The sequence below is a fragment of the Pseudomonas sp. PS01301 genome, from assembly GCF_029960215.1.
In the GTDB taxonomy this organism is placed as follows: Bacteria; Pseudomonadota; Gammaproteobacteria; order Pseudomonadales; family Pseudomonadaceae; genus Aquipseudomonas; species Aquipseudomonas coleopterorum.
Genome location: NZ_JASCPM010000009.1, coordinates 102587 through 125986, shown reverse-complemented (window position 1 = coordinate 125986; position 23400 = coordinate 102587). Strand labels below are relative to the sequence as shown.

General features: G+C 63.2%; 20 protein-coding genes and 3 tRNA genes. 13 read left to right on the top strand and 10 right to left on the bottom strand.

Features of this window, described 5'->3' with window-relative positions:
* The first annotated feature begins 40 nt into the window (after positions 1-40).
* The 3 genes from QMX89_RS07220 (at position 41) to QMX89_RS07210 (ending at position 3659) form a co-directional block, all read left to right on the top strand.
* On the top strand, positions 41-1738 hold the full coding sequence (locus QMX89_RS07220) for a glutamine--tRNA ligase/YqeY domain fusion protein (protein WP_049858871.1): 1698 nt from the start codon (positions 41-43) through the stop codon (positions 1736-1738).
* A gap of 29 nt (positions 1739-1767) precedes the next feature.
* The gene (cysS, locus tag QMX89_RS07215) at positions 1768-3150 is read left to right on the top strand and encodes a cysteine--tRNA ligase (protein WP_282347618.1); all 1383 of its coding nucleotides are present in this window, start codon (positions 1768-1770) and stop codon (positions 3148-3150) included.
* Positions 3151-3449: 299 nt separating this feature from the next.
* Entirely contained in the window at positions 3450-3659 is a 210-nt protein-coding gene (locus QMX89_RS07210; protein ID WP_043185825.1) for a hypothetical protein, read from the top strand.
* 116 nt (positions 3660-3775) lie between these two features.
* Here QMX89_RS07210 and QMX89_RS07205 read toward each other — a convergent pair whose 3' ends face one another.
* The 7 genes from QMX89_RS07205 to QMX89_RS07175 all read right to left on the bottom strand — a co-directional run bounded on the left by QMX89_RS07205 (position 3776) and on the right by QMX89_RS07175 (position 10259).
* Positions 3776-4723, bottom strand: coding sequence for an ABC transporter substrate-binding protein (locus QMX89_RS07205; RefSeq protein WP_244156957.1), 948 nt, complete (start codon positions 4721-4723; stop codon positions 3776-3778).
* A gap of 89 nt (positions 4724-4812) precedes the next feature.
* Complete coding sequence (locus QMX89_RS07200; RefSeq protein ID WP_282347615.1) at positions 4813-5955, bottom strand: FAD-binding oxidoreductase; 1143 nt, start codon at positions 5953-5955, stop codon at positions 4813-4815.
* Positions 5952-7307 (bottom strand): FAD/NAD(P)-binding oxidoreductase, encoded by a 1356-nt coding sequence (locus tag QMX89_RS07195; RefSeq protein WP_282347614.1) that lies wholly within the window; start codon positions 7305-7307, stop codon positions 5952-5954. The genes QMX89_RS07200 and QMX89_RS07195 overlap by 4 nt, the downstream gene beginning before the upstream one ends.
* Positions 7304-7594, bottom strand: coding sequence for a (2Fe-2S)-binding protein (locus QMX89_RS07190; protein ID WP_282347613.1), 291 nt, complete (start codon positions 7592-7594; stop codon positions 7304-7306). The genes QMX89_RS07195 and QMX89_RS07190 overlap by 4 nt, the downstream gene beginning before the upstream one ends.
* Positions 7594-8388 carry an ABC transporter permease gene (locus tag QMX89_RS07185; RefSeq protein WP_282347612.1) on the bottom strand — a complete coding sequence of 265 codons (795 nt, stop codon included), beginning with the start codon at positions 8386-8388 and terminating at the stop codon, positions 7594-7596. Before QMX89_RS07185 ends, QMX89_RS07190 begins: the two co-directional genes overlap by 1 nt.
* A 3-nt stretch (positions 8389-8391) precedes the next feature.
* Positions 8392-9237, bottom strand: coding sequence for an ABC transporter permease (locus QMX89_RS07180; protein WP_056843589.1), 846 nt, complete (start codon positions 9235-9237; stop codon positions 8392-8394).
* Positions 9234-10259 (bottom strand): ABC transporter ATP-binding protein, encoded by a 1026-nt coding sequence (locus QMX89_RS07175; RefSeq protein WP_282347611.1) that lies wholly within the window; start codon positions 10257-10259, stop codon positions 9234-9236. The genes QMX89_RS07180 and QMX89_RS07175 overlap by 4 nt, the downstream gene beginning before the upstream one ends.
* 232 nt (positions 10260-10491) lie before the next feature.
* Here QMX89_RS07175 and QMX89_RS07170 point away from each other — a divergent pair, with 232 nt between their 5' ends.
* On the top strand, positions 10492-11322 hold the full coding sequence (locus QMX89_RS07170) for an IclR family transcriptional regulator (RefSeq protein ID WP_282347610.1): 831 nt from the start codon (positions 10492-10494) through the stop codon (positions 11320-11322).
* Positions 11323-11337: 15 nt separating this feature from the next.
* Here the strand turns inward: QMX89_RS07170 and QMX89_RS07165 are convergent, their stop codons facing one another.
* Entirely contained in the window at positions 11338-13134 is a 1797-nt protein-coding gene (locus QMX89_RS07165) for a sigma-54-dependent Fis family transcriptional regulator (protein ID WP_282347609.1), read from the bottom strand.
* A gap of 256 nt (positions 13135-13390) precedes the next feature.
* Between QMX89_RS07165 and QMX89_RS07160 the strand changes: the two genes are divergently transcribed.
* Genes QMX89_RS07160 through QMX89_RS07135 form a run of 6 tightly spaced genes read left to right on the top strand, consistent with a single transcriptional unit; the run spans position 13391 to position 19328 of the window.
* Positions 13391-14485, top strand: coding sequence for an ABC transporter ATP-binding protein (locus QMX89_RS07160; RefSeq protein WP_049858859.1), 1095 nt, complete (start codon positions 13391-13393; stop codon positions 14483-14485).
* Positions 14485-15582: an ABC transporter ATP-binding protein gene (locus QMX89_RS07155; RefSeq protein WP_049858858.1), complete on the top strand. Its 1098-nt coding sequence runs from the start codon at positions 14485-14487 to the stop codon at positions 15580-15582. The genes QMX89_RS07160 and QMX89_RS07155 overlap by 1 nt, the downstream gene beginning before the upstream one ends.
* Positions 15579-16445, top strand: coding sequence for a sugar ABC transporter permease (locus QMX89_RS07150; protein WP_049858857.1), 867 nt, complete (start codon positions 15579-15581; stop codon positions 16443-16445). Before QMX89_RS07155 ends, QMX89_RS07150 begins: the two co-directional genes overlap by 4 nt.
* 7 nt (positions 16446-16452) lie before the next feature.
* Positions 16453-17253 carry a carbohydrate ABC transporter permease gene (locus tag QMX89_RS07145; protein ID WP_049858856.1) on the top strand — a complete coding sequence of 267 codons (801 nt, stop codon included), beginning with the start codon at positions 16453-16455 and terminating at the stop codon, positions 17251-17253.
* Positions 17254-17263: 10 nt separating this feature from the next.
* Positions 17264-17536 carry a DUF2160 domain-containing protein gene (locus QMX89_RS07140; protein ID WP_049858855.1) on the top strand — a complete coding sequence of 91 codons (273 nt, stop codon included), beginning with the start codon at positions 17264-17266 and terminating at the stop codon, positions 17534-17536.
* A 46-nt stretch (positions 17537-17582) separates the two neighbouring features.
* A complete protein-coding gene (locus QMX89_RS07135) occupies positions 17583-19328 on the top strand; it encodes an ABC transporter substrate-binding protein (protein WP_049858854.1) in 1746 nt (581 codons plus the stop codon).
* Positions 19329-19441: 113 nt separating this feature from the next.
* Here QMX89_RS07135 and folD read toward each other — a convergent pair whose 3' ends face one another.
* Positions 19442-20296, bottom strand: a complete 855-nt coding sequence (gene folD / locus QMX89_RS07130) for a bifunctional methylenetetrahydrofolate dehydrogenase/methenyltetrahydrofolate cyclohydrolase FolD (protein WP_282347608.1) — start codon at positions 20294-20296, stop codon at positions 19442-19444.
* A gap of 290 nt (positions 20297-20586) precedes the next feature.
* Here folD and QMX89_RS07125 point away from each other — a divergent pair.
* The 3 genes from QMX89_RS07125 to QMX89_RS07115 all read left to right on the top strand — a co-directional run bounded on the left by QMX89_RS07125 (position 20587) and on the right by QMX89_RS07115 (position 20922).
* Positions 20587-20663: transfer RNA gene (locus QMX89_RS07125), tRNA-Arg, on the top strand.
* Positions 20664-20704: 41 nt separating this feature from the next.
* Positions 20705-20780 (top strand) — tRNA-His (locus tag QMX89_RS07120).
* A gap of 57 nt (positions 20781-20837) precedes the next feature.
* Positions 20838-20922: transfer RNA gene (locus QMX89_RS07115), tRNA-Leu, on the top strand.
* A 101-nt stretch (positions 20923-21023) separates the two neighbouring features.
* On the opposite strand, the gene QMX89_RS07110 is transcribed toward QMX89_RS07115, so the two are convergent.
* Positions 21024-23192 carry a GAF domain-containing protein gene (locus QMX89_RS07110; protein ID WP_282347607.1) on the bottom strand — a complete coding sequence of 723 codons (2169 nt, stop codon included), beginning with the start codon at positions 23190-23192 and terminating at the stop codon, positions 21024-21026.
* Positions 23193-23400: the final 208 nt, after the last annotated feature.

Here is a 23400-nt window from a genome sequence, read left to right as displayed (position 1 = left end):
CTACCCTGGCTGCCGCCGCATCGTTCGTTCAAGGATTCCAATGAGCAAGCCCACCGCCGACAACGCTCCCACCTCCAAAGGCAATGGCCCTGCCGTGCCTACCAACTTCCTGCGCCCGATCATCCAGGCCGACCTGGACGCCGGCAAGCACAGCCAGATCGTCACTCGTTTCCCGCCCGAGCCAAACGGCTATCTGCACATCGGCCATGCCAAGTCGATCTGCGTCAACTTCGGCCTGGCCCAGGAATTCGGCGGTGTCTGCAACCTGCGTTTCGACGACACCAACCCGGCCAAGGAAGACCAGGAATACATCGACGCCATCAAGCGCGACATCAAGTGGCTGGGCTTCGAGTGGGCCGGTGAAGAGCGTTACGCGTCGCAATACTTCGACCAGTTGCACGATTGGGCCGTCGAGCTGATCAAGCAGGGCGATGCGTACGTCTGCGACCTGACCCCGGAGCAGGCCCGTGAATACCGCGGCAACCTCACCGAGCCGGGCCGCAACAGCCCGTTCCGCGAGCGCAGCGTCGAGGAAAACCTGGACCTGTTCGCACGCATGAAGGCCGGCGAATTCAAGGACGGCGAGCGGGTGCTGCGCGCCCGGATCGACATGGCCTCGCCGAACATGAACCTGCGCGACCCGATCCTCTATCGCATCCGCCACGCCCATCACCACCAGACCGGCGATGCGTGGTGCATTTATCCCAACTACGACTTCACCCACGGTCAGTCCGATGCCATCGAAGGCATCACGCACTCGATCTGCACCTTGGAGTTCGAAGGCCATCGGCCGCTGTACGAGTGGTTCCTGGACCACCTGTCGGTGCCGGCGCACCCGCGCCAGTACGAGTTCAGCCGCCTGAACCTCAACTACACCATCACCTCCAAGCGCAAGCTCAAGCAACTGGTCGACGAGCAGCACGTGCACGGCTGGGACGATCCGCGCATGTCGACGCTTTCCGGCTTCCGCCGTCGTGGCTACACCCCGGCGTCGATCCGCAACTTCTGCGACATGATCGGCACCAACCGTTCCGACGGCGTGGTCGATATGTCGATGCTCGAATTCAGCATCCGTGACGACCTCGACCGCACGGCACCGCGCGCCATGTGCGTGCTGCGTCCGCTCAAGGTGGTGATCACCAACTACCCGGAAGGCCAGGTCGAGCACCTCGAACTGCCGCGCCATCCGAAGGAAGACATGGGCGTGCGCGCCTTGCCCTTCGAGCGCGAGCTGTACATCGATCGCGACGACTTCATGGAAGCGCCGCCCAAGGGCTACAAGCGCCTGGAACCCAACGGTGAAGTGCGCCTGCGCGGCAGCTACGTGATCCGTGCCGACGAAGCGATCAAGGACGCCGACGGCAACATCGTCGAACTGCGCTGCTCGTACGACCCGGACACCCTGGGCAAGAACCCGGAAGGGCGCAAGGTCAAAGGCGTGATCCACTGGGTGCCGGCCGCCGCCAGCGTCGAGTGCGAAGTGCGCCTGTACGATCGCCTGTTCCGTTCGGCCAACCCGGAGAAGGCCGAAGACGGCGCCACGTTCCTCGACAACATCAACCCCGACTCCCTGCAGGTGCTGCGTGGCTGTCGCGCCGAGCCGTCGCTGGCCAACGCCGCGCCGGAAGATCGTTTCCAGTTCGAACGCGAAGGTTATTTCTGCGCCGACCTGGCCGACACGCAACCCGGTCGTCCGGTGTTCAACCGTACCGTCACCCTGCGTGACTCGTGGGGCTGAGCCTCGCCAGGCCAAGTTGAGGAATCGTTGTGCTGAACATCTACAACACGCTGAGCAAGAGCAAAGAGGTTTTCACGCCGCTGGACGGCAACAAGGTGCGCATGTACGTGTGCGGCATGACCGTGTACGACTACTGCCATCTGGGCCACGGGCGCAGCATGGTCGCCTTCGACCTGGTCACGCGCTGGCTGCGCTACAGCGGCTATGAGCTGACCTACGTACGCAACATCACCGACATCGACGACAAGATCATCAACCGTGCGCGGGACAACGGCGAAAGCTTCGATGCCCTGACCGCGCGCATGATCGATGCGATGCACGAGGACGAAGCGCGCCTGAACATCCTCAAGCCGGACCAGGAGCCGCGTGCCACCGACCACATCCCGGGCATGCTGGCGATGATTCAGACCTTGATCGACAAGGGCTACGCCTACGCACCGGGCAACGGCGACGTGTACTACCGGGTCGGCAAGTTCCAGGGCTACGGCAAGCTGTCGCGCAAGAAGATCGAAGACCTGCGCATTGGTGCGCGCATCGAGGTGGAAGAGGCCAAGCAGGATCCGCTCGATTTCGTCCTGTGGAAGGGCGTCAAGCCTGGCGAGCCAAGCTGGGAGTCACCGTGGGGCCCAGGCCGTCCGGGCTGGCACATCGAGTGCTCGGTGATGTCGACCTGCTGCCTGGGCGACACCTTTGACATCCACGGTGGTGGCAACGATCTGGAATTCCCGCACCACGAGAACGAGATCGCCCAGAGCGAGGCGGCCACTGGCAAGCCTTACGCCAACGCCTGGCTGCATTGCGGGATGATCCGGATCAACGGCGAGAAGATGTCCAAGTCGTTGAACAACTTCTTCACCATCCGCGACGTGCTGGAGAAATATCAGCCCGAGGTGGTGCGCTACCTGCTGGTCTCGAGCCACTACCGCAGCTCGATCAACTATTCCGAAGACAGCCTCAAGGAAGCCAAGGGGGCGCTGGAGCGTTTCTACCATGCGCTCAAGGGCTTGCCCAAGGTGGCGGCGGCGGGTGGCGAGGCATTCGTCGAACGCTTTGCCAATGCCATGAACGATGATTTCGGCACGCCGGAAGCCTGTGCGGTGTTGTTCGATCTGGTGCGCGAGATCAACCGGTTGCGCGACAGCGATGTCGACGCTGCCGCGGGTTTGGCCAGCCGCCTGCGCGAATTGGGTGGATTGCTCGGCGTATTGCAGCTGGACTCCGACGAATTCCTGCAAGCCGGCGCAGCCGGTCGCGTCGATGCGGCCCAGGTGGACACCCTCATCGCCGCACGCCTGGCGGCCCGCGCCGACAAGGACTGGGCCGAATCGGACCGCATCCGCGACGAGTTGACGGCCATGGGGGTGGTGCTTGAAGACAGCAAAGGTGTCACGACCTGGCGGTTGGCGGACTGACCAGGTTCACGGCTGGCCTGTCGCCAGCCACTGAGCCATAGCGCTATCTGCGGTCAGTGGATGTGCTGGATACGATCCACAGCGGTGAGTCCTGGACACTATTGGGAAGTGTCTTTTTGCCTGTTTCGGCGATCCTGAGAGAGTTGATTCGAGGTGTATCAATCGGATTGACGAACCTTGGACGGCACGGTGTAATTGATCCAACAAATGCTTGCCAGCTGTTTTGTATTCAGCCTTAGTGCCACAGGTGACCGGAGGGTCGAGCATCTGCCAGACCCTCGACCCGAAAGGGATATTTCATGCAAACCCCACCCAAATTCGAACCCGTCGAACTCGAGCAGATCCATGCCAATATTGGCAAGCTGATGGCCGAGACCGCCAAGCTCAACGCCGAAGCCGGAAAGCTTGCGAGGGAGCGAACGCTGTACCCCATGATGGTCCTTGCAGGATTCATTGGTGCCATTGGCGCTACGACAGGCGCAGCTTTGACGATCCTGTTGAAGTTTTGAATGCAGAAAGCCCCGTATCAGCGGGGCTTTCCTGTTTCAGGAATTTGAACGAGTGTCACGACGGTAGCCATCAATGCACCACTGTCACCGGGTAGCGCGCAACGTCGGCCACCTACCTAGCGCTCGATCGAGCGGCTCCAGCGGGCGTTCCAGGCGGGGCGGAGCTGGTTGACCTGGTCCCAGTCGATGGCCACTGCCGTCTCCAGGTACTTCTCCATCGCCTGCACCTGGCCACGGGTCTTTTCGGTGGTCGGTGTGTTGGGGTTGGACGGTATCTGGTCGCCTTCTTCCAGCGCCGGTGCTTGCGCCTCGGGGCTCAGCAGATAGGCCGCCAGCTTCTGCGCAAGCTCGGGCTGATCGTTCTTGGCAATCACGCACTCGGCGACGTTGAGCACCACCGCACCTTCCTTGGGTTGCGCGTATTCGACCGGAACACCGCGCAGCTTCAGGGCCGTCACCTGGGTCGGCGTCAGTGGGAACAGCGCCGCTTCGTCGGTCTGGACCATCTCGGAGATCTTCGCCGAGCTTGCGATGTACTCCAGCACATTGGGGCCCACCGTCTTCGGCCACGCCTTGAACCCCGGCTCGACGTCGGTTTCGCTGCCACCCTGCAGCCGGTTGAACATCAGGAAGCCGTGCAGCCCGAAGGTCGATGACGCCAGCGACTGGAACACCAGTTTTTCCTTGAAGCGGCTGTCGGCCATGTCCATCCACGAAGTCGGCGCCGCCCAGCCATTCTTCTTGAACAGGCGCGTGTTGTAGGCCAGCCCGGTCACGCCCAGGCTGACTGCGGCCGCTTGATCCTTGATCCGGGCCTTGGCCGGTATCGCCGCCAGGCCATCGCTGTCCTGCAAGGTGTCGCACAGGCCCATGGAAATGGCGCGGTACATGATGCCGTCATCGAGGAACATCACGTGGATCTGCGGATTGTCCTTGCTCGCCTGAACCTTGGCGAGAATGTCCGAAGAGGTGCCCGGCACGATGACCACCTTCACATCGTTGGCCTGCTCGAACGCTGGCAGCACCTTGTCGGCGTATAAGCGTTCCATGGTGCCGCCGTTCATGCCCAGGTAGAGCGTGGGCCCGGCCTGAGCGCCGGTGGCGGCCAGCAGGGCAGCGAGGGAGAGTGCGTGAACGGTACGTTTGACTGGCTTCATGAAAGCGACCTTCCTTTATGCAGTTCAAGGGGAGAAAAGCGTTGGATGGAAAACGCGTCGATCGGCGCCCGGCTGCGGCCTTCGACGACCAGTTGCGACAGGGCTTCACCGACGGCGGGGCCGATCTGGAAACCGGCCCCGGCAAAGCCGAAGGCGTGGATCAGGCCCGGTTGTACCTGGCTGTGTCCGATCACGGGCTCTCGATCGGGCAGATAACCTTCGGTCCCGCTCCAGGTGCGGATTGCCTGTGCACCGTGCAGGAACGGATACAACTCGACGGCGTTGCGCAGGATATCCAAGGTCGCCAGCTGGCCGGGGCGCGCCCGCAACGGGTCCAGCGCAAAACCCTGCCCGCCGCCGAGTACGCAATTGCCACGTGCCACCTGGCGAGCATAGATACCGCCGCCTTCGACACCGGTGCTGACGTCCATGACCACCGGTAGCGGCTCGGTGACCAGCATGGCCGGGTGCCCGCTGGTCATGGGTACGTGCTCGCCGAATTGCTCGGCAATGTGATTGGCCCAGGCCCCGGCACAGTTGAGCAGCCAGGGCGCGCGCAGCCGTTCGCCATTGCTGCATGACACCACGAACACCTGGCCGTCATGGTCGAAGGCCAGCGGTTGGACCTGTTCCACGATCCGCGCGCCGGCGTGCCGGGCAGCGGCTGCGAAAGCCGGCGACACCAGACGCGGGTTGGCATGCCCATCACCGCTGCACAGCGACGCGCCGACCGCCACGTCGCCGACCCAGGCAAACCGCTGGCGCAACTGACCATGGTCAAGCAACTCAACACCTAGGTCGAAATCGGCGGCAGCGTCGGCCCAGGCATGCAGCTTGGCCATGTCGGTGTCGCTGCGGGCCAGCTTCAGATGGCCCGAACGGACATACTCGCCATCGATACCGATCAAGCCGGGCAGGTCGCTCCACAGTTCATGGGCACGCTGGGACAGGGGCAGTTGCACCAGCGAGCGGCCCTGACGGCGTACGCCGCCGTAGTTCACGCCACTTGAGCGCGATCCACAGAAATCACGCTCCAGCAGCACCACGCGCTGACCGCGCAACGCCAGCATCAGGGCCGCCGAAGCACCGACAATCCCGCCGCCGATGATGATCACATCGATTTCAGCGACGCGGCTCATGGCTGCACCTCGACACCGAAGGGGAGGGGTTTGATCGGCGCCTGGGCGCGAAGGCGACCGACTTGCTGCGGTGAGCACGCGGCCGCCTGGGCGATGATTTCCACCGCTGCGCTGCCGCACATGCGTCCCTGACACCGGCCCATGCCGACGCGGCAATGGGCCTTGACCCGGTTGATATCGGTGTGGCCCTGAGCGACCACCTGGCGAACTTCGCCGACGCTGATTTCCTCGCATCGGCACAGCATCAAGTCGTCGGGGGCCTGGCTGGCCCACTGCTCGGGGAACGAGAATGCGGCTTCCAGGCCGACGCGAAACCCGTGGATGCGCGCCAGCCGTCGCTCGAGCTGTGGGCCACGTTCGCTGTCAATGGTGACGCCCATGTCTTCGAGCAGGGCCAATGCTGCGCGCTCGCCGGCCATTTCCGCCGCATCGGCGCCCATGATCCCGGCACCGTCGCCGGCCAGGTACACGCTCGGCACGCTGCTGCGCCCGGCTTGATCGCGGCTCGGCAACCAGGCGCGATTGAGCGGGCTCCAAGTGAATTGGCAGCCGAGCAGGTCGGCCAGTTGCGTTTCGCTGCGCAACGCATGGGCGAAGGCCAGCCCATCGCAGGCCAGGCTGTGCCGGCTGCCAGCGCGCTGCCAGGTGACGGCTTCAACTTTTTGCTCGCCGACGACCTCGACCAGGGTCGCGCCCTGATGTACGGCGATCCCGTGGGCAGTCAGCCAGGCCCGGTAGTACAGGCCCTTGGCCAGGGTCGCAGGCTGAAGCAACAGCCGGGGCAGGGCAGCGACCTGGGCACCGAAGGGCGAGCTGTCCAGCACGGCCAGCACCCGTGCGCCGGCCTTCGCGTACTGATAGGCCACCAGGTACAGCAACGGCCCGCTGCCCGCGAAGACCACTCGTTCGCCGATGGCGCAACCCTGGGCCTTGAGCGCGATCTGCGCGGCGCCGAGGCTGTACACGCCGGGCAACGTCCAGCCTGGTACTGGCAGGATGCGGTCGGTGGCGCCGGTGGCAATCAACAGGCGATCGTACTGGACGGTGCCGACCCGCTGCTGGCTGAGTGTGTGCAGGTGGCCATCCTCGGCGTTCCACACCAACGTGTCGGGACGGTAGTCGATCTGCGCGCTCAGCGCGTCCAGCGCCTGATGCACCGCCCCCGCCTTGCGCGCTTCGAAGCCATAAAGTTGACTGGCCGGGCGCTGGAAATTACCCGGCGCACGCCGGTAGACCTGGCCGCCACCCTGCTGGGCTTCGTCCACCAGGCACGGCCGCAGGCCGTGGGCAGCCAGGGTCTGCGCCGCACGGATGCCAGCCGGTCCGGCGCCCACGACCACCACCGCGCTCACGAGCGCCGCCCCAGGTCGCGGTCGACCTGCATGCCCGCTTCAAGGGGCGTGGCGCAGGCACGTACCCTGCGGCCGTCGCCCAATCGAACCCAACAGTCTTGGCAGGCGCCCATCAGGCAGAAGCCGGCACGGGCCTGGGCACTGAAGTCGCTACCACGCACATGGTCGGCGCAGGTCAGCACGGCGGTGAGCAGGGTATCCCCCGCCAGGGCGCTCACGGCCTGTCCGTCGAGGGTGAACGGCACCGAAGGCCGATCGAGTTCGGTCAGACGCTTGAACAAGGCCATCAGTTTTTCCCCACCAGTACGCGGTCCAGCCCACACACCCGGTCGAGCAGAATCATGGTCGCGGCGGTCAAGGCGATCACCAGCGCCGACACCGCTGCCATCATCGGGTCGATGGATTCCGTGGCGTATACGTACATGCGCACCGGCAAGGTCTGGGTCGCGGGGGAGGTGACGAAGATTGACAGGGTCACCTCGTCGAAGCTGTTGATGAACGCCAGCAACCAGCCTCCGGCGACCCCCGGCAGGATCATCGGCAAGGTGATCTGCCGAAACAGGGTGAACCGACTTGCGCCCAGCGACTCCGCCGCCTGTTCGGCGCTGCGATCGATACCGATGGCGGCGGCGATCACCAGACGCAGCACATAGGGCGTGATCACCACCACGTGAGCCAGCATCAGCCAGACGAAACTGCCATTGACGCCCATCAGCGCGAACAGGCGCAGCATGGCCACACCCAGCACCAGGTGCGGAATGATGATCGGCGACAGAAACAGCGCATTGAGAAAGTTGCGTCCCGGAAAGTGATAACGGGTGATCGCCAGCGCCGCCGGTACGGCGATCAAGGTCGTCAGGGTCGCGGCCACCACAGCCAGGATCAGGCTGTTATAGAACGCGTCGATGAAGTCGGCGCGCTCGAAAACCGCGCGAAACCAGCGCAGGGAAAAGCCGGAGGTGGGCAGGGTGAGGGTGTTCTCCGGGGTGAACGCCACCAGGCACACCACCACCAGCGGAGCCAGCATGAACACCACCACCAGGGCATGAAACGACAGGGCCAACGGACCGTTCTTGGACATCGATCATTCCCCCAGGGCTTTCTTGTAGCGACCTTCGACCAGGCGGTTCCAGGACAGCATGATCAGCAGGTTGGCCAGCAACAGCGCCACGGCAATGGTCGCGCCCATGGGCCAGTTGAGTTCCGAGAGGTACTGGTCGTAGACCACCGTGGCGACCATCTTCAAGCGCCGACCACCCAGCAGGCCGGGGATGGCGAACGAGCTGGCCGCCAGTCCGAAGACGATCAGCGTGCCCGACAGCACCCCGGGCATGATCTGTGGCAACACCACCATGCGCATGACCTTCGCCTGGCTTGCGCCCAGCGACTGCGCAGCCTGCTCGGCTGCCGGGTCGAGCTTCTGCAGCGAGGTCCAGACCGGGATGATCATGAAGGGCAGCATGACGTGGACCAGTGCCAGAATCACCGCGAACGGTGTGTAGAGCATTTTCAGCGGGCGTCCGCCCAGCGCGGCGATGGCCTGGTTGATCAGCCCGTCGGCACCCAGCAGCAGGCTCCAGCCAAAGGCGCGCACCACCACTGAAATCAGCAGCGGTGTGAGGATCAGGATCAGGAAGATCGAGCGCCACGGTGTACCCATGCGGCTGAGAATGTAAGCCTCCGGTACGCCGATCACCACGCACAGCAGGGTTACCAGCGCACTGATCCAGAAGGTCCGCCAGAAGATTTCATAGAAGTAGCTGTCACTGAGCAAACTGGCGTAATTGGCCAGCGTATAGCTGTCGCTCTTGACCCCCACCTCGTAGTCGAACAGGTTGAACGACAGCACCAGCGTCAGGCCCAACGGCACGATCAGCAGGGCGACGAACAGCGCCAGCGCCGGCGCCGACAGCAGGTATCCGCGGCTCATGCGCAGACCTCGTGATCCAGGACGCGAAGCAGTTCGTGCGGCCAGTCCAGGCCGACAGTGATGCCGGTTGCCAGCGGTGCGCTGCCATCGTTGCGGCGCACCACGGTGATTTCGCCCAAGGCGGTGTCCAGGCGGTACAACCATTGGCTGCCCAGAAAGTAGCGGGTGACGATGCGTCCTTGAATACGGCCTTCACCGGCGGTGCAGATGTCGATCTTCTCCGGGCGCAGGCTCAACATCAGTTCGCCGTCCCCGGTTTGGGCCAGCGCCTGTGGCTGGCCCAGCGCGTCGTATTCGCCAGGCAGCAGGTTAGCCTTGCCGACGAAGCCGGAAATGAACGGCGTGCGCGGGTGCTCGTACAGTTTGTAGGGTTCATCGATCTGAGTGACCTGGCCCGCTTGCATCACCACCACCCGGTCACTGATGGACAGGGCTTCGGCCTGGTCATGGGTCACCATCAGGGTGGTGATGCCGACTTCGCACTGGATGCGGCGAATATCGAACTGCATCTCCTCGCGCAGGCTCGCGTCGAGGTTGGACAACGGCTCGTCGAGCAGCAGCACTGGCGGCTGGATCACCAGGGCACGGGCCAGGGCCACGCGCTGGCGCTGGCCTCCCGAAAGCTCCCGCGGATAGCGCTCGGCATGCGCGGTCAGGCGCACCAGCGCCAGCACCTGGTCGACGCGGGTGCGAATGTCGCTGTTGCTCACCTTGCGCATCTTCAGCCCGAACGCGACGTTGTCGCGCACGCTCATGTGCGGAAACAGCGCATAGCTCTGGAACACCACGCCCAGGCCGCGGCTGCTGGGTTTGGCGTGGGTGATGTCGCGTCCGTCGAGGACGATCCGGCCGCTGGTCACGTCGACGAAACCGGCAATCATCTGCAGCGTGGTGGTCTTGCCGCAGCCCGAAGGGCCGAGCAGCGAGACGAACTCGCCCTGGCTGACGCTCAGGTCGGTCGCCACCACGGCCTGTACGGATCCGTAGCGTTTGCACAGTGCTTGAAGTTCGAGAAAGGCCATGGCTGCGTTCTACCTGTCATTGTCGGCCGCATGTGCGGTGCGTTGATCGAGGGCAGAGGCGAAAGGGGTCCTGCAGTGGGGTGGCGCTCGATCTGAGTCGGCTGCCGGCTATTGTTGGTCTCGCCCCGTGGACGAAGAGTAGGACGAAGGCTAGGATGGCGAAAGCGCTTATTTCACTGAGCGGGTAGGTATTTTCGAATTAATCCTTTCAATGAAATCAGGTGCGCAGGTTATGGATAATGATTCCACCGATCGGAATATCGAGCCCGGTGTAGGCAGCGTGTCCAGGCTGTTCGCCGTATTGCGTGGCTTGTCGGCTGCGCCAGCCGAGGGTGAGCGGGTGATCCAGCTCGCCGAGCGCATCGGTCTGTCGCAACCCACCACCCATCGGCTGTTGCGCGGGCTGGTGGAGGAGGGCATGGTCGAGCAGGATGCCCGCAGCAAACGCTATCGGCTGAGCCTGGAATTCTTCGCCCTGGCCGCGCGTGCCGGTAACGGCAGCAACCTGCGCGAGCTGGCACGGCCCAGCCTGCTGCGGTTGTCGGCCTCTTTGGGTGACTCGCTGTTCCTGCTCGCGCGCAGTGGTTTCGACGCGATCTGCCTGGACCGCAGCGAAGGGCCTTACCCGATTCGGACCTTCACCGGCGACATCGGTGGCCGCGTCGCACTGGGGGTAGGCCAGGGCAGTCTGGCCATCCTCGCGTTCCTGCCCGAGGATGAGCGCGAAACCGTGATCCACTACAACCTGCCGCGGCTCAGGGACCTGCACCTGTACGACGAAGTGCTGCTGCGTTCGGAGGTCGCCAGCGTGCGCCAGCTCGGTTATGCCGCGCGCAACACCGGCGTGTTGCCCGGCATGGCGGGCCTGGCGGTGCCGATACTCGACCGCGACGGCCATGCGGTCGCAGCCCTCAGCGTCGCCACCATCAGCGATCGGCTCGGCCCCGACCGACTGCCCACGGTGGTCGAGCTGCTCAAGCGCGAGGCTGCCGCCATCGGCCCGCGCCTGAACCCCTTCGACCCGACCCTGCGCCGACCGTCGCAGACTTTCGGCAAGAGCTGAATCCACAGCTCATACTCATAGCGCGTGGCCCTGAGCGCGCAAGCGCTTGTACAGGGTGTTGCGGCTGACACCGAGGCGCCGGGCCAGGCGGGAGATGTTGCCGTCGCTGGCCTGCAGCAGCTCACCCAGGTCGCTGACCTTGGCCAGGGTCAGCAGTGGCCGAGGCGAGGCAGGTGCCTGCGCTGGTTGCAGACCGGCTTCGAGGAGGAAATCTTCAGGCAGATGCTCAAGGCCAATGACGTCCTGATCGGCCAGCACCAGCGCCACCTTGACCACCGCTGCCAGCTGGCGCACGTTGCCCGGCCAGGGATGGACCATGAAGGCCGCCCACACCTCGTCGCTGAAACCGGCAGTCTGCTGTGCTTCGCGGTGCGTCTCCCACACCTGCTCGATCAGTTCACGCTTGTCGCTGCGTTCGTTCAGGGTCGGGAGGTGCAAGGTCATGCCCGCCAGGCGATAGTACAGATCCTCGCGGAATAACCCGGCCTGTACCCGTTGGCGCAGGTCTTCATGGGTCGCGGAAATCAGGCGGATATCGACCGGTATTGGATCGCCGCCCCCCAGCGGCTGGATGCAGCGCTCCTGCAGCACGCGCAACAGTCGCGCCTGGGTGGGCAGCGGCATGTCACCGATCTCGTCGAGGAACAGGATGCCTTTGTCGGCCTTGCGCACCAGGCCGGGGCTGCCCTTGTGGCTGGCGCCGGTGAAGGCGCCACGTTCGTAGCCGAACAGCTCCGACTCTACCAGATCGGCGGGAATCGCCGCACAATTGACCGCAATCAGTGGACACGACCCGCGGCTGCTGGCCCGGTGCAAGGCCTTGACCAGCACCTCCTTGCCGGTGCCAGTGTCGCCGCGCAGCAGCAAGGGCACATCCTTCTCCAGCAGGCGCAGCCCTTGTTGCAAGGCCTTGTCCAGGCGCGGGTCGGAACCACGTCGCGCGGCGGGCGGCGCAGGGCGCAGGGCGGGCTTCTTGAGCAGGCATTGCAGGCGGCTGCGTCCTGGCGGCTGCAGGGCAAAGGTGCGCTCCGGCGGATGGTCGAGCAGAGCCTGGGGCGTCAGTCGGAACAGCTGTTGCAGGGTCAGGCCAGGCAACTCGGCACCCAGCAGGCTGTCGGCGCGACGATTGGCGGCCAGCACGCGACCGCTGTCGTCGAACACCAGCAGCCCGGCCCACTGGCTGTCGAGGTTGTTCACCCCAGTGTTGAAAATCAGTTGGTGATGCCGATCGGCGAACGCCTCCAGGATCAGGCGGTTCTCGACCGTCTGGCTCATCATCTTCACCAGCCCCAGGGTGTGCGAAGGCGGCAGGTGGCTGTCACTGGAGACGTCCAGTACCGCCACCATCTGCCGCTGGGCATCGAAGATCGGTGAAGCCGAACCGTTCATCAGGCGGTTGGCCAGCAGGAAGTGTTCGTCCGGCTCGACATGCACGGCCTGGCGACAAGCCAGCGCCGTGCCGATCGGATTGGTCCCGGCGGCCGCTTCCAGCCAGCAGGCGCCGGGTGCGTGGCCCAGGTGACCGGCACCCGCGCCGGGCTGCGCACCCCAGGACCTGAGCAGACGGGCCTGCGGGTCGGCCAGGCGGATCAGACAACGCGAGTTGCCCAGGATGTGTTCGTAATAGGGCAACACTTCGCGGTGGGTGGTGTGCAGCAAGGCCTGGTGACCGTCGAGCATCTGTTGCAGCGCAACGCGCGCGAGTGGCTCGAACCGCGGCACGTGATGATGCTCCAGCCCCGCCTCGCGACAGCGCGCCCAGGAGCGTTGAATGAGTTGATCGTGGGCGAGGGTTGGGTTGGATACGGACATGATTCAGGTATCCCGGCGCGCGGCCTTGTTGTTTTTGTTCATGCAGTGTTGTTCACGGTTGTTCATTGTCAATGCGCCAGGCGTTCATTTTTGTTCAGGGGCGAACCTGACCTCCGGCCCACACCTGCGCCCGAACCGTTTGGCTCGCGCCTGCCGGCATGGCAGACGGCAATTGGCACGGTTATCGCTCTGGGTTTGCCAGCAGTCGTACCGACGCAAAGCTGCAACCGCTTCCAATAATAAAAAAGGCGCCGCCATGTCCCTTGTGCTCGAGCAGGTCACTCGTCGTGTGGAAAACCAGTTGTACATCGACAACGCATCGCTGGTACTGGAACCCGGTTCGTTCAATGTCCTGCTGGGACGCACGCTGTCCGGAAAGACCAGCCTGATGCGGCTGATGGCCGGCCTCGACAAACCCGATCAGGGCCGTGTGTTGATGAACGGTGTGGACGTCACCGGCAAGCCGGTACGCCAGCGCAACGTGTCCATGGTCTACCAGCAGTTCATCAACTACCCGACCATGACCGTCTTCGACAACATTGCCTCACCGCTGCGCCAGGCCGGCATGGCGCGCGAGCAGATCGAAGAGCGGGTGCTGCAGACCGCGCGCATGTTGCGCATCGAGCCGTTCCTCAAGCGCCATCCACTGGAACTGTCCGGTGGCCAGCAACAGCGCACGGCCATGGCCCGGGCGCTGGTCAAGGATGCCGAGCTGATCCTGTTCGACGAACCCCTGGTCAACCTCGACTACAAGCTGCGCGAAGAACTGCGCTTCGAAATGCGCGAACTGTTCCTGACCCGCCATACCATCGCCGTCTATGCCACCACTGAACCCAACGAAGCCCTGGCATTGGGCGGCACCACCACGATCCTCCACGAAGGGCGGGTGATCCAGAGCGGCAAGACGTCTGAGGTCTATCACCGGCCGGCCAGCGTGCTGGCGGCCGAACTGTTCTCCGAGCCGCCGATCAACCTGATCGATGGCCGCATCGGCGGCCAGGAAGTCAGCTTCGCCAATTTCGTTCACTTCGCTCGCAACGTCGATCTGTCTGCCGTGCCGGATGGCGATTACCGCTTCGGCGTACGACCCAGCCACATCGGCCTGACGCCAAGCAACGACGATGACCTGGAGCTGGCGGTGACCGTGGAGTTGGCGGAGATCAGTGGTTCGGAGACCTTCCTGCACGTACGCAACGAGTATTTCTCCCTGGTGCTGCACCTGCCGGGGGTCCACGACTACGCCGTGGACGCGGCGATACCGGTGTACATCCCGACCCACAAGCTGTTCGTGTTCCAGCCCGGTGGGCAATTGGTCCAGGCCCCCGGCCTGCGTGTGGCGAGGGCTGCCTGATGGCCGAGATCCGTTTGCAGCACCTGGCGCACAGCTACAGCACGCACCCGTCGGCGCCAGAAGACTATGCGATCCGCGAGATGGATCACATCTGGGAGCAGGGCGGCGCCTATGCCTTGCTCGGCCCGTCCGGCTGTGGCAAATCGACCTTGCTCAACATCATTTCCGGCTTGCTCAGCCCGTCCCACGGGCAGGTGCTGTTCGACGGCAAGGTGGTCAACGACCTACCACCGGAGCAACGCAACATCGCCCAGGTGTTCCAGTTCCCGGTGGTGTACGACACCATGACGGTGTTCGACAACCTGGCCTTTCCCCTGCGCAACCAGGGCAAGTCGCCTGAACAGGTGCAGGCCCGAGTGCAGGAAGTCGCCGAAGTCCTGGACCTGCAGCGACTGCTGCAGCGCAAGGCGCGCAATCTCAGCGCCGATGAGAAGCAGAAGGTGTCGATGGGTCGCGGCCTGGTCCGCGATGACGTGTCGGCGATCCTCTTCGACGAGCCGCTGACGGTCATCGACCCGCACCTGAAGTGGAAACTGCGACGCAAGCTCAAGCAGATCCACGAGCAGTTCAACATCACCATGGTCTACGTCACCCACGACCAGCTCGAGGCCTCCACCTTCGCCGACAAGATCGCCGTGATGTACGGCGGTCAGATCGTCCAGTTCGGCACCCCGCGCGAGCTGTTCGAACGACCGGCGCACACCTTCGTCGGCTACTTCATCGGTAGCCCCGGCATGAACCTGGTCGACGTGCTGCCCGAGCGTGGTGGCGTCGGCTTCGGCGGCATTCACGTGCCGTTGTCGGAAGCCTTGCAGGCGCGGATCGCCCAGGGCGGCTGGCAACGCCTGCAGATCGGCATTCGCCCCGAGTTCATCCGCGTCTGGGACGAGAGCTTCGAGGCCGCACTGCACGGCGAACGGGTGCACCTGGAAGACCTGGGTACCTACAAGATCCTGACCCTGGCGCTCGGCGGGCAGACCTTCAAGGTACGTCTGCCCGAGGACCGCGCCGTGCCGGAAGGCACCGTATTCATCAGCTTCCCCGCGCAGTGGCTGATGGTCTACGCCGATGATCGCTTGCTGGAGGTGCACCCATGAACAAGGTCCAGAACAACAAGGCCTGGTGGCTGGTGCTGCCGGTGTTCCTGCTGGTGGCCTTCAGCGCGGTGATCCCGATGATGACCGTGGTCAACTATTCGGTGCAGGACATCTTCGATCAATCCAGCCGCTATTTCGTGGGCGCCGACTGGTATCGCCAAGTCCTGCAGGACCCGCGCCTGCACGACTCGCTGTTGCGCCAGTTCATCTATTCGGCCTGTGTGCTGCTCATCGAAATACCCTTGGGCATCGCCATCGCCCTGACCATGCCGGCCAAGGGCCGCTGGTCGTCGCTGTGCCTGATCGTCATGGCCATCCCCCTGCTGATTCCGTGGAACGTGGTGGGCACCATCTGGCAGATCTTCGGCCGCGCGGACATCGGTCTGCTGGGCTACACGCTCAATGCCATGGGGATCAGCTACAACTATGCCTCCAATACCTTGGATGCCTGGGTCACGGTGCTGATCATGGACGTCTGGCACTGGACCTCGCTGGTGGCACTGCTGTGCTATTCGGGCCTGCGCGCCATTCCCGACGTGTACTACCAGGCCGCGCGCATCGACCGTGCGTCGAACTGGGCGGTATTCCGTCACATCCAGCTACCGAAGATGAAAAGCGTGCTGTTGATCGCGGTGATGCTGCGCTTCATGGACAGCTTCATGATCTACACCGAACCCTTCGTGCTGACCGGCGGCGGGCCGGGCAACGCCACCACGTTCCTCAGCCAGACCCTGACCCAGATGGCCGTGGGGCAGTTCGACCTGGGCCCGGCCGCGGCCTTCTCGCTGGTGTACTTCCTGATCATCCTGCTGGTGTCCTGGCTGTTCTATACGGCCATGACCCACAACGACAAGCAAGGTTGAGGCGGCCATGAACAAGCGCAAACTGATCCCCCTGCTGCTGTACATCCTGTTCCTGCTGGTGCCCATCTATTGGCTGCTGAACATGTCGTTCAAGAGCAACGGCGAAATCCTCGGCGGGCTGACGCTGTTTCCCCATGAGTTCACCCTGGCCAACTACCGGGTGATCTTCACCGACCCGAGCTGGTACACCGGCTACATCAATTCGCTGTACTACGTGAGCCTCAACACGCTCATTTCGCTCAGCGTTGCGCTGCCGGCCGCGTATGCCTTCTCGCGCTACCGCTTTCTGGGCGACAAGCACCTGTTCTTCTGGTTGCTGACCAACCGCATGGCCCCGCCGGCGGTGTTCCTGCTGCCGTTCTTCCAGCTGTATTCCTCCATCGGCCTGTTCGACACCCACATTGCCGTGGCCCTGGCGCACTGCCTGTTCAACGTGCCGCTGGCGGTATGGATCCTGGAAGGCTTCATGTCCGGCGTGCCCAAGGAAATCGACGAAACCGCCTACATCGATGGCTACAGCTTTCCGAAATTCTTCGTAAAGATCTTCATGCCCCTGATCGGCTCGGGGATCGGCGTGACGGCCTTCTTCTGCTTCATGTTCTCGTGGGTCGAGCTGCTGCTGGCGCGCACCCTGACCTCGGTCGATGCCAAGCCGATCGCGGCGGTGATGACCCGTACGGTTTCCGCCTCGGGTATCGACTGGGGCGTGCTGGCTGCTGCCGGTGTGCTGACCATCGTGCCCGGCATGCTGGTGATCTGGTTCGTTCGCAACCATGTGGCCAAGGGCTTCGCCCTGGGCCGCGTATGAGGAGCCTGTGATGGAGTGGATGGCCTGGACTCTACCGACTGCCCTGTTCTTCGGCGCCATTGCGCTGTTGCTCGCCGGCATGACGTTCTACGAACTGCGCGTGCCCTGCACCGAGCGGCGCGGATTTCTACCGATCGCCACCACCCGTGGCGACCGCTTGTTCATCGGTCTTCTCGGAAGCGCCTACCTGCACCTGCTGGTGATCGGCGTGACCGACTGGAACATCTGGGTCGCCTCGACGCTGTCCCTGGTGTGGTTGCTGGCGGTGATGCGTTGGGGCTGAGCCATGCGGGTCTGCGCAGCGCGAAAATTTCAAACAGGAGGTCACTATGTACAAGAACAACAACAAACTGCGACATAGCATTGCCCTGGCGACCGCACTGGCGTGCGCTGGCCTGAGCGCCGCAGCATGGGCGGATGCCTACGAAGACGCGGCGAAGAAATGGGTCGGCGCCGAATTCAAGCCGTCCACCCTCACGCCCGAGCAGCAGATGGCGGAGATGCAGTGGTTCATCGAGGCGGCCAAGCCTTTCCGCGGCATGAGCATCAACGTCGTGTCGGAAACGCTGACCACCCATGAATACGAAGCCAAGACCCTGGCCAAGGCGTTCAGCGAAATCACCGGGATCAAGCTCACCCACGACCTGCTGCAGGAAGGCGACGTGGTCGAGAAGCTACAAACGCAGATGCAGTCGGACAAGAACATCTACGACGGCTGGGTCAACGATTCGGACTTGATCGGTACGCACTTTCGCTACGGCAAGAGCGAGTCGATCACCGACATGATGGCCAGCCCCGAGGGCAAGAAAGCCACCTCGCCGACCCTGGACTTGAAGGACTTCATCGGTATCTCCTTCACCACCGCACCCGACGGCAAGATCTATCAGCTGCCCGACCAGCAATTCGCCAACTTGTACTGGTTCCGCGCCGACTGGTTCGAACGGCCCGAGTTGAAGGCCAAGTTCAAACAGATCTACGGCTATGAGCTGGGGGTTCCGGTCAACTGGTCCGCCTATGAAGACATCGCCAAGTTCTTCTCCGAAGACGTCAAGGAAATCGACGGCAAGCGCATCTACGGGCACATGGACTACGGCAAGAAAGACCCTTCACTGGGCTGGCGCTTCACCGATGCCTGGTTCTCCATGGCCGGTGGTGGCGACAAGGGCCTGCCCAACGGCTTGCCGGTGGACGAGTGGGGCATTCGCGTGGAGGACTGCCATCCGGTGGGTTCCAGCGTGACCCGTGGCGGCGACACCAACGGCCCGGCCGCCGTGTATGCCACCCAGAAGTACGTCGACTGGATGCGCGCCTACGCACCACCTGAAGCCCAGGGCATGACCTTCTCCGAATCCGGACCGGTACCGGCCCAAGGCAACATCGCCCAGCAGATCTTCTGGTACACCGCGTTCACCGCCGACATGACCAAGCCTGGCTTGCCGGTGATGAATGACGACGGCACGCCCAAGTGGCGCATGGCGCCATCGCCCAAGGGCCCGTACTGGGAGGAGGGGATGAAACTGGGCTATCAGGACACCGGTTCCTGGACCTTCCTCAAGTCCACCCCCGAGAAGCAACGTCTGGCCGCCTGGCTGTATGCGCAGTTCGTGACGTCGAAGACGGTGTCGTTGAAAAAGACCATCGTCGGTCTGACCCCGATTCGCGAATCGGACATCAATTCCCAGGCCATGACCGATCTGGCGCCGAAGCTGGGTGGTCTGGTGGAGTTCTACCGCAGCCCGGCCCGCGTGCAGTGGACCCCGACCGGCACCAACGTGCCTGACTATCCACGTCTGGCGCAGCTGTGGTGGAGTCACATTTCCGAGGCGGCCAGCGGCGAGAAGACCCCGCAGCAGGCGCTCGACGGCCTGGCCAAGGATCAGGACGCGATCATGACCCGCCTGGAACGCAGCAAGGTGCAGCCGGTGTGTGGGCCGAAGATGAACCCCGAGCGCGACGCCCAGTACTGGTTCGACCAACCCGGCGCGCCCAAGCCCAAACTGGCCAACGAAAAACCCCAGGGCCAGACCGTGGGCTACGCCGAACTGGTCAAGTCGTGGGAGGATGCAAGGAAATAGCAGCGCTACGGTGCGTCCGATGAACCGTGGCGCCTGCTTCGCGGCCAGGGACCGCTCCTACGGGACGTCGATTCATCCGTAGGAGCGGTCATTGGCCGCGAAAGGGGCTCAGATCACTTGTGCAAGGTCTGTGCTGCATAGAGGGTATTTTCCAGCAGGCAGGCGCGGGTCATCGGACCCACGCCGCCTGGCACCGGCGTGATCCAGCCGGCGCGAGGCAGGGCGGTTTCGTACACGACATCGCCCACCAGCTTGCCATCGGCCTGACGGTTGATGCCCACGTCGATGACGATAGCACCTTCCTTGATCCATTCGCCCTTCACCAACCCCGGCTTGCCAGCGGCGACCACCACCAGGTCGGCGCGGCCTACGTGGCCCGCCAGGTCTTTGGTGAAACGGTGCGTCACGGTCACGGTGCAGCCTGCCAGCAACAGTTCCATGGCCATGGGCCGACCGACGATGTTGGAAGCGCCCACTACCACCGCGTCCATCCCGTACAGATCCTGGCCGGTGCTTTCCAGCAGCGCCATGATCCCTTTGGGCGTGCAGGGGCGCAGCAACGGAATGCGCTGGGCCAGGCGGCCGACATTGTAAGGATGGAAACCATCAACGTCCTTGTCCGGGCGGATGCGCTCGAGCAGCAACGAGGCATCCAGGTGCTCGGGCAGCGGCAACTGCAACAGGATGCCGTCGATATCGGTATCGGCATTGAGGGTGTCGATCAGCGTCTCCAACTCCAGCTGCGAAGTCGTGCTCGGCAGGTCAAAGGCGCGGGAAACGAATCCGACTTCTTCGCAGTCCTTGCGCTTGTGCGATACATAGACCTGGGAAGCGGGGTCGGTGCCCACCAGAATCACCGCGAGCCCTGGCGTGCGCAGGCCCTGCTGACGACGCTCGGCAACCTGATGAGCGATCTGCTGGCGCAGGTTGGCGGCGATCGCCTTGCCGTCGATAAGTTGTGCAGTCATGACGCGTGATTAACCATCGAAAAGGAATGAAAATGTGCGCGCATTCTCGCATGTCGCACGCCCAGGGCAAAGGCGCTTGCTTCGCGAAACCTCCTAAGCCCTTTAATTAAATGAATTTTTTTGAAAAAAGAGTTGACGACCCCAAGGCTCGTCTATAACATTCGTCGCACTTGTCGGGCAGGGCCTAGCACTGGTGAAGAAGGTAGGGCAAAGCAAGCGGTTCCAAAGCTTGTTTGTCATCACCGACTGAAGCTCTGGATTTGTAATCTGCAAGGACTACAGACTCAAAAGCGCCCGTAGCTCAGCTGGATAGAGCATCCGCCTTCTAAGCGGATGGTCGCAGGTTCGAGTCCTGCCGGGTGCGCCATTAGGCAGCTTTGGCATAAGTAACGCAGTAAACGCAATATGGTGGGCGTAGCTCAGTTGGTAGAGCACAGGATTGTGACTCCTGTTGTCGTGGGTTCGATCCCCATCGTCCACCCCATATTCCGAAAGGCGCCCGATTCTTACCGATCCGGCGCCTTTGCTTTAAAAGCTACACGCGGACGTGGTGGAATTGGTAGACACACTGGATTTAGGTTCCAGCGCCGAAAGGTGTAAGAGTTCGAGTCTCTTCGTCCGCACCAACCAGAATGGCAAGGCCCACGCCTGCCGCTCAACGTGAAAGCCGCCTCAGGGCGGCTTTTTCGTGTCTGCGATTTGGCGAACGCTTCACCCGCTCAAGGCTTCACGCCTCCACCGGTTGGACCATGCTGAACGTGATGACATTGCCGTTCTGCTCGACGCTCAGGTTGCCGCTGTGGGCTACCGCGATTGCCTGGGAAATATACAGGCCGATCCCCAGCCCATTCTTGTTGCGCAGGTTCTCGGCGCTGTGCGGCTTGAACGGCTGGAACAGCGTCGCCAGTCGCTCGGGCGCCACCGGAGTGGTCTGATTGAGCACGGACAATCGCGTGTTCTGCTGTTCGGTGCTCAAGCTGATCAGTACCGGGGTGTCGGGCGTGCCGTGGTAGCGAGCATTGCCCAGCAGGTTGGTGATGACCTGCGCGTAGCGATCCGGATCGACCATGGCGCGTACTTCCGGCTCGATGCGGGCTTCGATGGTCAGGCCGGGAAAAGCCACGGCGGTTTCGTGGACGATGCTTTCCACCAGTGTCGACAGATCGGTCTCGACCCGATTGACCATGATGCCGAGGCCCGACTGCAGGCGACTCATCTCCAGGATCTGGCTGATCAGCCGTTCCATGCGACCGCTGGAGTGGCTGATGTGCTTGCGCAGTTCGGTGTCGCGCGTCTCGTTCGAAGACAGCATGGCGGCGGCCATGGAAATGGACTGCAGCGGGTTGCGCAGGTCGTGACCGAGCATCGCGATCAGGCGCTGGCGCATGCCATCGATCTCGCTGGCACGGCTCAGGCACAACTCGACCAGGTCACGTCGCAGCTTCTCGGCGATGGCGATGTCGGTATCCCCCCAGCTGGCCGAGCGTCCGCGCACCACTTCTTCCCAGGCTTCGAACGAGCCTCGGGGTGTCAGCCGGGCGCCCGAGGGCCCAACCTTGATGATCTTCTCCGGCTTGCCGCCCCAGCGCACGTTGTTGATTTCTTCCTTGCGCAGCCACATGACCCAACCCGATTCCTGTCGGTGGAAGCGGACCGCCAGAATGCCACAGTAGCCGCTGGTGTTGCGCTCGCTTGCCGAGCCTTGCCAATGCTCGGTATGGAACACCTCGAGGTTCGGGTCCTGTTCGACGTGTTCGAGCACCTGGCGGCACAGGGCGTCGAAATGCCCGCCGATGCTCTGGGTACGTCCCGACATCACCACCGCAGCGCCATCGCACGGAATCAGCGAGGCAATATTGTCCGGATCACCCGCCAACGCGCTGACCAGATCTTCGGAGTCGCGGGCCAGGGTCATGAGTCTCTGTTGCTGGTCGCTTGCCTGCTTCAGGGTCTGTGTGGCCAGGTTGTGTTCCAGGCGTTCGACCAGTGCGCTGCAGACCTGCGAGATGACCTGGAACGACATGCGCAAGGGGTGAGCCATCGTCTTGGGCGACATGTGGTGGCAGGAGAACAGCCCCCACAGCTTGCCACCCACGACGATGGAAACGCTCATCGAGGCGCGCACGCCCATGTTGGTGAGGTACTCGCAGTGGATCGGTGAAACGCTGCGCAGGGTGCTGAAGCTCAGGTCGAACGGCTGGCCGGTTCGCGGATCCAGTGACGGGATCAGTGGCGCTGGCGCATAGGTCACGTCGGCGATCAGGCGAATCGGATTCAATATATAGAGCAGGCGAGCCTGGGCAGGGATGTCCGAGGCCGGGTAACGCTGGCCCAGATAGCTTTCGAGGTCTTCGCGATGGGCCTCGGCGATGACTTCGCCTGACAGGTCGGGACGAAAGCGATAGGCCATGACCCGGTCGTAGCCCGTCATGTTGCGGATTTCCTGGGTCACGCGGCTCAGCAGGGCATCGATGTCGTGGCGGTTCTGCATCTGGCTGATGATGCGTTGCGCGTACAGGGCGAACTGGCTGAAGGAGCCGCTGGCCGTACGGCGCGGTTCGAATTCCAGATACAGGATCTGCAGATGGCGATGGGCAACCACGTCGAACAGGCGGCCGAGCAGCACGCTTTCGACACTGTTGGCCCAGTGATCGCTGCTGGCAAGCCCCTCGGCGATCAGTGCCAGGACATCGCCGCCCAGCAACTCGCCGTCCGGCGTGCTGCCCGGCAGTACATCCAGCCCGATGGTCGCCATCAAGTTGGCGCTGCGGCTCAATACGCGACCTTCGGCATCCAGCGCGATCAGTGCGCCATGAGGCTGGATCGCGCCCGGCCGATGGATGGGCTCGTCCTCGCAATTGGCGAGGGAAACCAGCGGCACGGGGTTTATGGCCATGAAGGTCCTGCGATGGTGGGCATTGTTACCGGAAACGACAGAATGGTCGTGCTCTCCGCATAGAGGTGCAAGGTAATGACTTTATCCGCTGACAGAATACCAGCGGGCCCATCATTGTCTTGCAAAAGTTGTCCGAGAGATCACTTTTCATCCCTGAACAGGCCTTGTTTTGCTGCCGTTGGACGGTTTCTGCAGCGACTTTCCGCGC

What these genes read in the sequence shown, in the direction of transcription:
- QMX89_RS07180 (WP_056843589.1), bottom strand. Translation starts at nt 9,237, where the DNA reads ATGAGCCGCGGATACCTGCTGTCGGCGCCGGCGCTGGCGCTGTTCGTC.
- QMX89_RS07150 (WP_049858857.1), top strand. Translation starts at nt 15,579, where the DNA reads ATGAACAAGGTCCAGAACAACAAGGCCTGGTGGCTGGTGCTGCCGGTG.
- QMX89_RS07175 (WP_282347611.1), bottom strand. Translation starts at nt 10,259, where the DNA reads ATGGCCTTTCTCGAACTTCAAGCACTGTGCAAACGCTACGGATCCGTA.
- QMX89_RS07145 (WP_049858856.1), top strand. Translation starts at nt 16,453, where the DNA reads ATGAACAAGCGCAAACTGATCCCCCTGCTGCTGTACATCCTGTTCCTG.
- QMX89_RS07140 (WP_049858855.1), top strand. Translation starts at nt 17,264, where the DNA reads ATGGAGTGGATGGCCTGGACTCTACCGACTGCCCTGTTCTTCGGCGCC.
- QMX89_RS07170 (WP_282347610.1), top strand. Translation starts at nt 10,492, where the DNA reads ATGGATAATGATTCCACCGATCGGAATATCGAGCCCGGTGTAGGCAGC.
- QMX89_RS07220 (WP_049858871.1), top strand. Translation starts at nt 41, where the DNA reads ATGAGCAAGCCCACCGCCGACAACGCTCCCACCTCCAAAGGCAATGGC.
- folD (WP_282347608.1), bottom strand. Translation starts at nt 20,296, where the DNA reads ATGACTGCACAACTTATCGACGGCAAGGCGATCGCCGCCAACCTGCGC.
- QMX89_RS07190 (WP_282347613.1), bottom strand. Translation starts at nt 7,594, where the DNA reads ATGGCCTTGTTCAAGCGTCTGACCGAACTCGATCGGCCTTCGGTGCCG.
- QMX89_RS07200 (WP_282347615.1), bottom strand. Translation starts at nt 5,955, where the DNA reads ATGAGCCGCGTCGCTGAAATCGATGTGATCATCATCGGCGGCGGGATT.
- QMX89_RS07185 (WP_282347612.1), bottom strand. Translation starts at nt 8,388, where the DNA reads ATGTCCAAGAACGGTCCGTTGGCCCTGTCGTTTCATGCCCTGGTGGTG.
- QMX89_RS07110 (WP_282347607.1), bottom strand. Translation starts at nt 23,192, where the DNA reads ATGGCCATAAACCCCGTGCCGCTGGTTTCCCTCGCCAATTGCGAGGAC.
- QMX89_RS07135 (WP_049858854.1), top strand. Translation starts at nt 17,583, where the DNA reads ATGTACAAGAACAACAACAAACTGCGACATAGCATTGCCCTGGCGACC.
- QMX89_RS07205 (WP_244156957.1), bottom strand. Translation starts at nt 4,723, where the DNA reads ATGAACGGCGGCACCATGGAACGCTTATACGCCGACAAGGTGCTGCCA.
- QMX89_RS07210 (WP_043185825.1), top strand. Translation starts at nt 3,450, where the DNA reads ATGCAAACCCCACCCAAATTCGAACCCGTCGAACTCGAGCAGATCCAT.
- QMX89_RS07165 (WP_282347609.1), bottom strand. Translation starts at nt 13,134, where the DNA reads ATGTCCGTATCCAACCCAACCCTCGCCCACGATCAACTCATTCAACGC.
- QMX89_RS07160 (WP_049858859.1), top strand. Translation starts at nt 13,391, where the DNA reads ATGTCCCTTGTGCTCGAGCAGGTCACTCGTCGTGTGGAAAACCAGTTG.
- QMX89_RS07155 (WP_049858858.1), top strand. Translation starts at nt 14,485, where the DNA reads ATGGCCGAGATCCGTTTGCAGCACCTGGCGCACAGCTACAGCACGCAC.